Source organism: Micromonospora sp. NPDC047756, assembly GCF_055587245.1.
In genome coordinates this window covers 166,167-178,130 of the sequence record NZ_JBVJGQ010000011.1, presented here as the reverse complement: position 1 = coordinate 178,130, position 11,964 = coordinate 166,167, and the positions used below count along the sequence as shown (strand labels likewise).

At 71.7% G+C, this 11,964-nt stretch carries 12 protein-coding genes; 11 read left to right on the top strand and 1 reads right to left on the bottom strand.

Annotation, left to right across the window (positions count from 1 at the left end; genetic code table 11):
* Positions 1–49: 49 nt before the first annotated feature.
* The 3 genes from ACZ6NZ_RS31660 to ACZ6NZ_RS31650 all read left to right on the top strand — a co-directional run bounded on the left by ACZ6NZ_RS31660 (position 50) and on the right by ACZ6NZ_RS31650 (position 2,765).
* Positions 50–910, top strand: coding sequence for a carbon-nitrogen hydrolase family protein (locus tag ACZ6NZ_RS31660; protein WP_465861514.1), 861 nt, complete (start codon positions 50–52; stop codon positions 908–910).
* A 65-nt stretch (positions 911–975) separates the two neighbouring features.
* The gene (locus ACZ6NZ_RS31655) at positions 976–1,620 is read left to right on the top strand and encodes an HAD family hydrolase (protein WP_238681707.1); all 645 of its coding nucleotides are present in this window, start codon (positions 976–978) and stop codon (positions 1,618–1,620) included.
* Positions 1,621–1,832: 212 nt separating this feature from the next.
* Positions 1,833–2,765 carry a serine protein kinase RIO gene (locus ACZ6NZ_RS31650; protein ID WP_465861513.1) on the top strand — a complete coding sequence of 311 codons (933 nt, stop codon included), beginning with the start codon at positions 1,833–1,835 and terminating at the stop codon, positions 2,763–2,765.
* Positions 2,766–2,809: 44 nt separating this feature from the next.
* Here ACZ6NZ_RS31650 and ACZ6NZ_RS31645 read toward each other — a convergent pair whose 3' ends face one another.
* On the bottom strand, positions 2,810–3,058 hold the full coding sequence (locus tag ACZ6NZ_RS31645; protein ID WP_091403743.1) for a DUF2630 family protein: 249 nt from the start codon (positions 3,056–3,058) through the stop codon (positions 2,810–2,812).
* Positions 3,059–3,500: 442 nt separating this feature from the next.
* Here ACZ6NZ_RS31645 and ACZ6NZ_RS31640 point away from each other — a divergent pair, with 442 nt between their 5' ends.
* The 8 genes from ACZ6NZ_RS31640 to ACZ6NZ_RS31605 all read left to right on the top strand — a co-directional run bounded on the left by ACZ6NZ_RS31640 (position 3,501) and on the right by ACZ6NZ_RS31605 (position 11,939).
* Positions 3,501–4,838: a cytochrome P450 gene (locus ACZ6NZ_RS31640; protein WP_465861546.1), complete on the top strand. Its 1,338-nt coding sequence runs from the start codon at positions 3,501–3,503 to the stop codon at positions 4,836–4,838.
* Positions 4,835–5,752 (top strand): terpene synthase family protein, encoded by a 918-nt coding sequence (locus ACZ6NZ_RS31635; RefSeq protein WP_465861512.1) that lies wholly within the window; start codon positions 4,835–4,837, stop codon positions 5,750–5,752. The genes ACZ6NZ_RS31640 and ACZ6NZ_RS31635 overlap by 4 nt, the downstream gene beginning before the upstream one ends.
* Complete coding sequence (locus tag ACZ6NZ_RS31630; RefSeq protein ID WP_465861511.1) at positions 5,745–7,361, top strand: prenyltransferase/squalene oxidase repeat-containing protein; 1,617 nt, start codon at positions 5,745–5,747, stop codon at positions 7,359–7,361. The genes ACZ6NZ_RS31635 and ACZ6NZ_RS31630 overlap by 8 nt, the downstream gene beginning before the upstream one ends.
* A 124-nt stretch (positions 7,362–7,485) precedes the next feature.
* Positions 7,486–10,029, top strand: a complete 2,544-nt coding sequence (locus tag ACZ6NZ_RS31625) for a sensor histidine kinase (RefSeq protein ID WP_465861510.1) — start codon at positions 7,486–7,488, stop codon at positions 10,027–10,029.
* Positions 10,030–10,110: 81 nt separating this feature from the next.
* Positions 10,111–10,533, top strand: coding sequence for a roadblock/LC7 domain-containing protein (locus ACZ6NZ_RS31620; RefSeq protein WP_091403761.1), 423 nt, complete (start codon positions 10,111–10,113; stop codon positions 10,531–10,533).
* A gap of 5 nt (positions 10,534–10,538) precedes the next feature.
* The gene (locus tag ACZ6NZ_RS31615; RefSeq protein WP_030337267.1) at positions 10,539–10,925 is read left to right on the top strand and encodes a DUF742 domain-containing protein; all 387 of its coding nucleotides are present in this window, start codon (positions 10,539–10,541) and stop codon (positions 10,923–10,925) included.
* On the top strand, positions 10,906–11,517 hold the full coding sequence (locus ACZ6NZ_RS31610) for a GTP-binding protein (RefSeq protein ID WP_366613171.1): 612 nt from the start codon (positions 10,906–10,908) through the stop codon (positions 11,515–11,517). The genes ACZ6NZ_RS31615 and ACZ6NZ_RS31610 overlap by 20 nt, the downstream gene beginning before the upstream one ends.
* A gap of 95 nt (positions 11,518–11,612) precedes the next feature.
* The gene (locus ACZ6NZ_RS31605) at positions 11,613–11,939 is read left to right on the top strand and encodes a YciI family protein (protein ID WP_465861545.1); all 327 of its coding nucleotides are present in this window, start codon (positions 11,613–11,615) and stop codon (positions 11,937–11,939) included.
* Positions 11,940–11,964 lie beyond the last annotated feature (25 nt).

Genomic DNA, 11,964 nt, shown 5'->3' with positions numbered 1-11,964 from the left:
CACGCAAACCGTACGTACGGCTTGGGACGTGGCCGACTACCATCGCCCGGTGACCCAGCCCCACACCGTGCCCAACTCCCCGCTGACAGTGGCCACCGTGCAGGCCACCCCCACACCGGGCGACGTCGCCGGCAACACGGTCGTCGCCGCGGACCTGGTCCGCCAGGCCGGCGAGCGGGGCGCCCGGGTGGTCGTCCTGCCGGAGCTGTTCCTCTGCGCGTACCACCCGCCCGTTCTCGCCGCCGACCCGGCCGACACGGACGTCGCGGCCGACCCGGCCGGGATGGTCGCGGATCCCCGGCTCGACCCGCTGCGCGTCGCGGCGCGCGAGGCCGGCGTCACCGCGGTGGTCGGCGCGGCCGTCCGGCACCCCGACGGCCGGCGGACCATCGCGGCGCTGGTGGTCGACCGGACCGGCGAGGTGCGCGTCGGGTACGACAAACAGCAGTTGTGGGGCGACGAGCGGGAGCTGTTCAGCCCGGGCGACCGGGGTGCCACGCTGCTCGTCGACGACTGGCGGCTCGGGCTCGGCATCTGCTACGACGGCTGTTTCCCCGAGCACGGCCGCGCCGCCGCCCTCGACGGCGCGCACGCCTACCTGTGCCCCAGCGGATACCTGGCCGGCTCCGAGCACCGCCGGGACCTCTACTACGCCGCACGTGCCCTGGACAACACGATGTTCGTGGTCTTCGCCAACGCGGTCGGGGGAGTCGATCCGTGGCGGTTCAACGGCGGTGCGGCCATCTACGACCCCGAGGGGCGGGTGCTGGCTCGCGGGACGGACGACGGCACGGCGGTCTTCGTGGCGACGCTGGACCCCGCGGTGCTCGCGGCCACCCGGACGGCCCACTCGATGCTTCTCGATCGACTGCCGGACCAGGGCGGCGCGCGGCTGTCGATGCCGGGCTGAGCCCGCCGTCAGCTCGATACCCGCCGCATCTGTTGGCGGACACGTCGGTCCCGTAGGGTGCCCGAGTGCCACTGCTCCTGCTGGACCTGGACAACACCCTGCTGGATCGGGCCGGGCCGTTCCGCCGCTGGGGTGAGCGCTTCCTGGACAGCATCGGCGCGCCCCACACCGACATCGACTGGCTGATCTCGATCGACGCCGACGGTCTGACCGACCGCTGGGACCTCGCCGACGCCATCCGGGACCGTTACGAGCTGCGGATTCCCTCGATCGACCTGGTCGAGGAGCTGCACGACGGGGTGGTGGCGCAGACCCGGCTCGACCCGCTGACCGCCTGCGCGCTGCGGATCGCCGACGACGCCGGCTGGGTGCCGGTGGTGGTCTGCAACGGCACGGTACGCGTCGAGGACGCCAAGATTCGCCAGACCGGGCTGGACCAGTACGTCGCGGACTGGGTGATTTCCGAGGAGGCCGGCGTCAGCAAGCCCAACCCGAGGATCTTCGCGCTCGCCGCCCAGCGGGTCCGGATGCCGCTACGCGGGGCGTGGGTGATCGGCGACAGCCCGGAGGCGGACATCGGCGGGGCCGCCGCCGTCGGGCTGCCCAGCGTCTGGCTGCACCGGGGGCGCACCTGGACGGACGTCCGGTTCGCGCCGAGCCGCACCGTGGACGGGTTGATCGCCGCGGTCGCCACCGTCCTGGCCCGCTGAGGGTTCTCCGCGCTGCCGGCCGGGCGTCCGAGCGGTCGTTCGGGTGGCGGCCCGGTAATTCGGTTGACCGGCTGACGTGGCCGTACCAGCATTGTCCGCGCATGGTGCATCCCGGGCGTGTGCCCGGTCGAGGAGAGGAGGCGGGTCATGGCCGTCTTTGCAGGTCGCTTCCAGCTGCCTATCTCAGCCTCGACCAAGGGAACCTCACCACAGTGCGCGATCATGACCTTCCGGCCCTTGAGCGCCGGAGCCGCGGCAAGAGCCGCTTCGACGACGACGAACCGCAGTTTCTGAAGCGCGGGCGGCCCACCGAGCCGCTCGCGGACCCGGACAGCGAACCTGACCCGGACACCGGCGAGCGCTGGTCGTCCTGGGACGACGCCGTGCACGGACCACAGCCGCACCCCGCCTGGCTGGTCACCGAGTTGGCCGCCAAGGACGCCGAGCTGGGTGTGTTGAAGACCGGCAAAGAGGCGGACGTCCACCTGGTGCGTCGGGCCGTGCCGGACACCGACCGGTCCTGTCTGCTCGCGGTGAAACGCTACCGCGATCCCGAGCACCGGTTGTTCCACCGCGATGCCGGCTACCTGGAGGGCCGTCGGGTGCGCCGGTCCCGGGAGAACCGGGCGATGGCCGGCCGGACGGCGTTCGGCCGGCAGATGATCGCCGGGCAGTGGGCGGCCGCCGAGTTCGCCGCGCTGAGCCGGCTCTGGGAGATCGGCGCCGGGCACGACCGGATCGCCGTGCCGTACCCGGTGCAGTTGCGGGGCACCGAGCTGATGCTGGAGTTCGTCGGTGACGCCGAGTCGGGGGAGGCGGCACCCCGACTGGCCCAGCTGCGACCCGGCCCGACCGAGCTGCGTGACCTGTGGGCCCAACTGGTGGAGGCGCTACGGGTGCTGGCGCGGGCCGGTTACGCGCACGGCGACCTGTCGCCGTACAACCTGCTCGTGCACCAGGGGCGACTGGTCGTGATCGACCTGCCGCAGGTGGTCGACGTGGTGGCGAACCCACAGGGGCCGGAGTTCCTGGCCCGCGATGTGCGGGTGGTCGGCGCCTGGTTCGCGGCCCGGGGTCTCCCCGCCGAGCTGGTGGACCCGGGCAGTTTGACCGCAGAGCTGCTGCACGAGGCGGGCCTGCGCTGATCGGAGCGGGTCGGGCGGCCGCACCGCCCGACCCGCCACGTCGGCTATTGCAGGTAGCGCTCCACCTCGGGCTTGGGGCGTTCGCCCTGGGCGTCCGGGTCGCCGTGGGTCTCCCGGGCGGCCCGCCGGCGGCGGAGCAGGTCCCAGCACTGGTCGAGGGACTCCTCCAGGGCGCGCAGCCGCTCGCTCGCCTCGCCCTCGGTGCCCGACTCGTGGGCCTGGGCGTCGGCACGCAGCTTGTGTTCCTCGTCGACCAGCTCGGAGATCCGGTTCAGGATGGTCTTGTCGTCCATGCCACAGAGCCTGGCACAGGGTGCCGGGCGTCGCCCGGATTCGGGGGTACCGGTGCGTCCCGGATCACCGACCCGCACCGCTCGGCCCTCCGTCGTGCGGGCGCGGAGGTGGCAGCCCCGCCGGCGGCCCGCGGCCCGCTTCCGCCGGTCGTGGTGGCGCGGTGGGCTACCCGACCGATGCCACCTCTGAATATCCATTCAGGATTCTCTCGACGTAGAACATCGATGGTTGTGCGTGCGCTTAGATGGAAATTGCGTCGTCCGCAAGTCTGGAGGTGCCCTCCGTTTGGTGAGATGCTTCCGGCGGCCCAGAAGGTGAAAGATTCATCAACCCGACCGACCGAAGTGGACCGTCACGGTCGTCGGGACGACGAGGAGACGTGGTTCGATGTCGCAGGTGTCCGAGGCGCGCCCCGTCACCGTCAGCGCCGAGCCCCGGACGATCCCGTTACGACGCGTACTCCCGGCACTGGCCCGCGATCCGCTGGGCGCACTCGTCGACATCGCGCAGGACGCCGGCGGTGACGTCGTCCGGCTCAACCTCGGCTCGTTCCGCCCCTATCTGGTCAGCCACCCTGAGCACCTGCAACGCATTCTGCGGGACAACGTTGCCAACTACACCCGCGACGGCGACGGGTTGCTCTGGCGGCCCGTACGGCGAATCGTCGGTGACGCCATCCTGGTCGCTGAGGGTGAGATCTGGGAGTCCAGCCGAGGCGCGCTGCAACCGTTGTTCACCGCCAAGCGGGCTGAGATGCTCGTCGACAGGATGGCCGAGGCGATCAACGAGGCGGTCGACGAGTGGCTCGAACCGGCCCGCGCCGGTCGCCCGATCGACGGCGGCGGCGAGCTGACCCGGATCGTCCTGCGCACCACCATGCGGGTGCTCTTCGCCGACCGGATCTCGGTCCCCGACGCGCTGCGGATCAGCGCCGCGCTGGACACCGTCACCACTGCGATGCTCCCCCGACTGCTGATGCCCGCCGTGCCGTACGCGGTGCCGATGCCCGGTGACCGGCGCTTCCGCGAGGCGGTGCGCACCATCGACGAGGTGGTGCTGCCGATCATCCGGGAGGCCCGGGCCCATCCCACCGACGGCGAGGACGTCATCTCCACGCTCTGCCGGCCGCGCGCCGACGGCAGCGAACCCGACGAGTACGCGATCCGCGGCGACGTGGTCGCGATGTTCTCCACCGCCACCGAGACCACCATCGCCCTGCTCTCCTGGCTCTGGCCGGTGCTCGGGTCCCGGCCCGACGTGGCCGAGCGCATGACCGACGAGATCGAGCGGGTGGTCGGCGCCGAACGGGTCGGCCGCGAGCACCTGCCCCGACTGCGCTACGGCCGGATGGTGCTCGACGAGATGCTGCGGCTCTACCCGGCCGGCTGGATGATCCCGCGCACCGCGGTCGCCGACGACGTGCTGGGCGGGGTGCGGGTCAAGGCCGGCGGCACCGTGCTGGTCAGCCCGTACGTGACCCAGCGGATGTCGACGTTCTGGCCCGACCCGACCCTCTTCGACCCGGAGCGGTTCGCGCCGGAGCTGCCCCGGCGGCGTTACCGATACTCGTACTTCCCGTTCGGTGGGGGCCCGCACCAGTGCCTCGGGCAGTACCTGTTCCTGCTGGAGGCCCAGCTCATCGTCAGCACCGTGCTGAGCCGCTACCGCTTCCGGCTCCGTGAACCGGTCGATCTCACCCCCCGGATGGGCGCCTCGCTGCAACCCAGGCAACGGGCCGAACTCATCCTCACCCCGGTCGAGCGTCCGGCCGCGCCGTGACGGGGACCCCGCGACCGGCGCGGGCCGGTCAGGACGCGGTAAACGAACAGGGCCGGGTGTGCGCACTCGCCGTACGGGGCGTACGCGACCTTCAGACCGTCACCGCCGCCCATCCCGAGCTGTTCGACGCCGCGCCGTTCGACCCGGCCCTGCTCACGTCGGTGGCCACCGCCATCGCCTTCACCGCGCCGTGGCACACCGCCGCCGAACTGCGGATCACCACCCGTACCCTGCTCTGGGTCTTCGCCGCCGACTGGCAGGTCGACTACCTCGCCCGGTCCGTCGACGACGTCCGGGAGGTCGTGAACGACTGCCTGGCGGTGGCCGACGGCGGCGCGCCGCCACCCGGGCGGCACCTGGCCCGACTGCTGGCCGACCTGCGCGACGAGCTGAGCGCCGTGCCGGCGTTCGCCCGGCGGCGCCCGATCTGGCGTGACGAGCTGGCCCGGATGCTCGACGCCGTGGCGCGGGAGTGGGACTGGAAGAACCTGCCGACCGACCCGACCACCGGGCGACGCCTGCCGGACCTGGACCGCTACCTGGACAACGCGGACAACCTGGCCTGCTCCTTCGTCAACGTCACCCACTGGATCGCGACCGGTGACGATCGGACACTTGCCCAGTTGACCGACCTGCTGGACGCCGGACGTGGCGTGCAGCGGGTGCTGCGGTTGGTCAACGACCTCGCCACACACGCACGTGACGCCGAGTGGGGTGACCTGAACGCCCTCTCGCTCGTCGACGACCCGGCGCAGGTGCACGACCGGCTGGCCGAGCTGACCGCCCGCTCCCGGGCGGACCTGGCCGCCCTCGCCGAGCGGTGCCCCCGTCAGGCGGACTACCTCAACCGGCAGATCTCCTTCACCGGCGGCTTCTACCAGGTGTCGGACTTCTGGGGAGTGCGCGATGAGTGACTGCGCCGCCCTGGTCATCGCCGACGCGGCGACGACTGCCGACCCGCTCGTCGACGCCGCCGACGACCTGATCGCCCGCCTTGGCCTGCGGCCGTGGGGGAAGGTCGCGGCGTCGGTGTACGAGACCGGGCGGCTGGTCGCCGTCGCCCCCTGGCTCGACGGGCACCACCAGCGGATCGCGTTCCTGGTGCGCAGCCAGCGTCCGGACGGGGCCTGGGGTCCACCCGAGGGGTACGCCCTGGTGCCGACGCTGAGCGCCACCGACGCGCTGCTCGCCGTGTTGTCCGACGGCAGGACCGGGACGCAGCTGCTCGCCCCGGTGGCCCGTGGGCTCCGCGCGCTCGTCGACACGCTGCTCCGCATGGACGCCCGGACCCTGCCGGACACCCCCGCGCTGGACCTCATCGTTCCGGCGCTGGTCGACACGATCAATGGCCGACTCGCCGGGCTGGAACGAGGCGTCGCCGACCGGCTGGCCCGCGCGCCACTGCCGCTCCCGGCCGGGCTGAACCGGGACCGGCTGCGCGCGGTGCGGTCCGCGGTGGCTGCCGGAGCGGTGCTGCCGCCGAAGTTGGCCCACTTCTACGAGATCCTGGACGCGGTGCCCTCCGACGCCGGCCCCACGCTCACCTCGGTCGGCGCTTCACCGGCCGCGACCGCGGCCTGGCTGAGCGTCGCCGGCCCGGCTGCCGGTCCCGCCGCGTACGCCTTCCTGCGGGCGTTGATCAGCGACGGAGGTGGTCCGGTGCCCTGCCCGGCACCGATCACCGTCTTCGAGCGCGCCTGGGTGCTGAGCGGTCTGCACCGGGCCGGGTTTACGATCGACCCGCCGGGCTCCGTCCTGCAGAGCCTGACCGCTGCCACCACGGGCCAGGGCATCGCCACCGGCGAGGGCCTGCCGACCGACGCCGACACCACGGCGGTGTCCCTCGACGCGTTGGCTCGACTCGGCCGCCCGGCGGACCCGGCCAGCCTCTGGGCGTACGAGACGGCGGACGGCTTCTGCACCTGGCCGGGGGAGGACGGTTTCTCGGTCACCACGAACGCCCATGTGCTGAACGCCTTCGGTCAGCACGTGAGCCGGCAACCGGACGCTGACGCGCGCTGTCACCGGGCGGTCGACCGGCTGAGCGCGGTGCTGACCGGGCGTCAACGCGTGGACGGTGCCTGGCAGGACAGGTGGCACGCGTCGCCGTACTACGCCACCGCCTGCTGCGTGCTGGCGCTTGCCGACTTCGGGCGGGGCGCGGCCGCCGCCGAGGCGGTGGATCGGGCGGCCGGCTGGGTGCTGAACAGCCAGCGCCCGGACGGCTCGTGGGGCCGGTGGGACGGCACCGTCGAGGAGACCGCGTACGCCCTCCAGGTGCTGTTGACGGTGCCGACGACGGTGCCCCGGGTCGATGACGCCGTGGCGCGCGGGCACGCCTACCTGCACGGATCCGCCGCGCGGGAGCACCCTCCACTGTGGTACGGCAAGGAGCTGTACTGTCCAATCCTCATCGTTCGCGCCGCGGTGCTCGCCGCCTGCCGACTGGCCGGTATCCGTGCCGCCGGCGTGGACCGATCGGTGGTGGATTGCGGTTACCAGTCAACAAAAACAGCGACTTGAGGGGTTGTGTGGACACTGCTAGCGTACGCAGAGCCTCAGCCCCGGATGCCCCGCTGTGGTGGGACGTCGCCCCCTCTGATCATTCGTTGATGAGCTGAGTCAACGCCCGGCCTGGGACGGTTCAATGCGTTCTCGCGGTACGAGTATCCGCACCAAGGTTGTCGCCCTGCTGCTCTCCCTGGTCGCGCTCTGGATGTTCGCGGCGTGGGTCACTCTGCGTGACGGCTTCAACCTTCTCGGTGTCCAGTTGCTCAACAGCAAGGTCTATGTGCCGAGCGAGCCGCTGCTGCAGGAACTCCAGGTGGAGCGGCGGTTGACCCAGGCGTACCTGAGCAGTCCCGAGGCCGCGCAGCGGACGGCCCTCGAGGCCGAACACCGCAAGACCACCGAGCTTGCCGGTGCCTTCGCCGACTCGGTGCGCAACTGGCAGGTCGACATCGCCGGCAGCTCCGCACTGGACAACCAGCTCCGGATGACGATCGCCCAGGTCGACACGTTGGAGCAGACCCGCGCCGAGGTGCTCGACCGCAAGATCGATCGCATCGCCGCCGCCGAGGCGTACACCGACGCGATCGAGTCGATCTTCCAGATCTACGACGTGACAGGCAGCCTGGACGACAAGCAGATCGCCGGCGAGGCGGCGGCCCTCATCCAGCTCAACCGGATGAAGGAGCTGATCTCGCAGGAGGACGCTCTGCTCAGCGGCCTCTTCGGCAACGGTCGGATGAGCGGCGCCGAGTACGCCCGCTACGTCGCGCTGGTCGGCGCGGAGCGGTTCGTCGGTGAGGAGGCCCGGGTCCGGCTCGCCGACCCCGACCAGCGCCGGTACCAGCAGCTCGTCGAGGGTGAGGCGTTCACCCGACTGCGCGCCGTGCAGGACAGCATCATTCGTGAGGGCCGGCCGTCGACGCAGCTACCGGTCGGCGCCGAGCAGTGGCGCGGCACCGTGGAACCCGCGCTGGCCGAGATCAACGACGTCGTGCTCGACGGCGGTGAGGGCATCGTCGGCCGGGCCACCGGCGTCGCCGTGATGGTCGTCGTCCGGCTGGTGCTCGCCACCGGTCTGGGCCTGCTCGCCGTCATCGCCTCCGTCGTCGTCTCCATCACCACCGCGCGGAACCTGCTGCGCCAGCTGGAGCGGCTGCGGCAGGCCGCCTGGCAGCTCGCCGACGAGCGGCTCCCCCGGGTGGTGAACCGGCTCGGGCGCGGCGAGGAGGTCGACGTGGCCACCGAGGCGCCCCCGCTGGAGTTCGGCACCGACGAGATCGGTCAGGTCGGCAAGGCGTTCAACGCCGTTCAGGAGACCGCCCTGCGCACCGCCGTCGAGCAGGCCGACCTGCGTCGCAACGTCCGCGAGGTGTTCCTGAGCCTGGCCCGACGCACGCAGGCGCTCGTCCACCGTCAGCTCACCCTGCTCGACGCGATGGAACGCCGCGAGCACGACGCGGAGGAGCTGGAGGACCTGTTCCGGGTCGACCACCTGGCCACCCGGATGCGGCGCAACGCGGAGAACCTGATCGTGCTCTCCGGCTCCACCCCTGGTCGGGCCTGGCGGCGCAACGTCCCGATGGTCGACGTGGTGCGCGGTGCCGTGGCCGAGGTGGAGGACTACACCCGGGTCAACGTGCTGCCGCTCGGACCGGTCTCGCTCGCCGGCCGCGCGGTCGGCGACGTCATCCACCTGCTCGCCGAGCTGATCGAGAACGGCCTGTCGTTCTCCCCGCCCCACACGACGGTCGAGGTCCGCGGTCAACTGGTCGCCAACGGCTTCGCCATCGAGATCGAGGACCGGGGCCTCGGCATGAGCGAGGAGGACCTGGCCGCGGCGAACCACCGGATCGTCGACCAGTCCGAGCTGAACCTCGCCAACGCCGCCCGCCTCGGGCTCTACGTGGTGAGCCGGCTGACCGAACGGCACGGCGTGCGGGTACGGCTCAAGGAGTCCGCGTACGGCGGCACCACCGCCGTCGTGCTGATCCCGCTGGAGCTGGTCACCGAGGCCGACGCCTCCCCGGAGGACTCCGGCTCGTTCCGGACCGGCTCGGCCATCCCGCTGCCGTCGGCGCCCGCCACGGACAGCGGCCGTCCGGCGTCCCTCGCGCCGGTCGCGCTCGCCACACCGGCGACCACCACGTCCGAGGCGGCGGTGACCCCGGCGGCGTCGAATCCGACGGCGGACGGGGAGGCTGAGGCGGACACCGTTCTCCCCACCCGACAGCGGACCACCCCGGCAACCAGCGCCCCCGACCTGCCCACCCGCGCCCGGCGCGGGCCCGCTCAGCCAGCCTTGGAAGCCCCGACGGTGCCCACCGGCCTGCCCGCCGTCGACACCAGCCGCTCGGCGACCGCCGACGGGGAGCCGGCCCCGGCCGGCGACGGTGGCCCGGTGCCCGCCCGCGCCGATGCGGAGCGGACCGACTCCGGCCTGCCCGTCCGGGTCCGACAGGCGAACATCGTTCCCGAGTTGCGAGACGACCCGGCGGTGTCCGAGACCGACGACGAGGATGTGGTGCGCCCACCGGAGCAGGTTCGCCGAATGATGAGCTCCTACCAGACCGGCACCCGACGTGGGCGGACCGACGCGGCGCGGCTGCTCGGCGGCGCCTCCGGCGCACCGGCGACGACGACGCCGTCCGAGCCGACCGACGAGGATCCACAAGCGACCTGACCGGGCACCGACGATGCGCGGTGTGACGGTCGAGCCCCAGACGAACAACGGCACACAGCCGGGTGAGAAGAGGACGACGAAGTGACCCAGAAGACGGCTTCGAGCGCCGACCTGACGTGGTTGCTGGATGACCTGGTGGGCCGGGTGAAGCAGGCCGAACACGCGGTCGCGCTCTCCACCGACGGCCTCCTGATGGCCTCCTCCCAGGGGTTGAGCCGGGACGACGGCGAGCACCTCGCGGCGATGGCGGCCGGCATCCAGAGCCTCGCCCGGGGCGCCGGCAAGCGCTTCGGTGGCGGGCAGGTGCAGCAGACCATCATCGAGATGCAGTCGTCGTTCCTGTTCGTCACCGCGGCCGGCCGCAATGCCTGTCTGGCGGTACTGGCCAGTGAGGACGCCGACGTCGGCCTGATCGCCTACGAGATGGCGATGCTGGTCACCCGGGTCGGCAAGTACGTCGCATCACCGTCACGCGGCACTGATCAGCAGGTCGGCGAGAGGTAGCGGCGATGACGGTCCAGGGGGAGTCCGCAGACCATCAGTGGGTGGATGACCACGCCGGTCCGGTGGTGCGTCCGTACGCGGTGACGCGTGGTCGGGCCCGCCCGGTCACCGGCACATTCGACCTGATCTCCCTGGTAACGGCGACCCGAGCCGAGGTGACGCCCGAGGTCGGTCTTGGTCCCGAGCATTTGGCGATCGTCGGGCTGTGCCAACGCATACAGTCCGTCGCCGAGATCGCCGCCCATCTCGACCTGCCGGTGGGCACCATCAGGGTGCTCCTCGGTGATCTGGCGGCCCGCAGCCTGGTGCAGGTCCGCGAGCCGCAGACCACGGCCGGTCTTCCCGACAACAGCATCTTCGAGGCGGTAATCAATGGACTACGGGCACTCTGACCGGCCGGCGGGAGCGGCGCCACTGCCCACCGCGATCAAGATCCTGGTCGCGGGTGGCTTCGGCGTGGGCAAGACGACGATGGTTGGCGCGGTCAGCGAGACCCGGCCGTTGCGCACCGAGGAGGTGCTGACGGAGTCGGGGGTCGGCATCGACGACCTGTCCGGGGTGGAGGGCAAGACCACCACCACCGTGGCCATGGACTTCGGCCGGATCACCATCAGCGACGACCTGGTGCTGTACCTGTTCGGGACGCCGGGGCAGGACCGGTTCTGGTTCGTCTGGGACGAGTTGGCGTTGGGGGCGATCGGTGCGGTGGTGCTGGCCGATACCCGCCGGCTAGCCGACTGCTTCCCCTCGATCGACTACTTCGAGGGTCGGGGCACGCCCTTCGTGGTGGCGGTGAACTGCTTCCAGGACGCCCGCAAGTACCGGCTCGACGAGGTGCAGGCCGCGCTGAACCTGGACCCGGGTGTGCCGGTGCTGCTCTGCGACGCCCGGCAGCGTGAGTCCAGCAAGGAGGTGCTCGTCACGCTGATGGAGCACGCCATGAAGACCCGCGAGGCCCGTCGCCGCGCCGCCAGCGGAGACTGACCGGATTTTTTTCGGGGAGGGTGTCCGGAACGCTCCCGGCCGATCGTCATGCTGGCGACACCCCGAGAAACCAAGGGAGCGATCAGATGAAGTACATGATGTTCGTTTGCAGCGACACCGAGCCGGACACCGACCCCACCGAGCTTCCCGACATCGACAAGTGGGTGGCGGAGAACGACTCTCGTGGCCGCCGCCTGAGCGGCAACGTGCTGGGGCCGACCAGCGCGGCCACCACCGTCCGCGTTCGCGACGGCGCGCTGCTCGTCTCCGAGGGGCCGTTCGCGGAGACCGCCGAGGTGATCGTGGGCTTCGACCTGCTCGACTGCGCCGACCTGGACGAGGCGATCGAGGTGGCCCGCACCCACCCGATGGCCCGTGAGGGGCGACTGGAACTGCGTCCGTTCGCGGACCTGCCCGACTGACGAAGGTGTCCACCTCGCAGCGCCG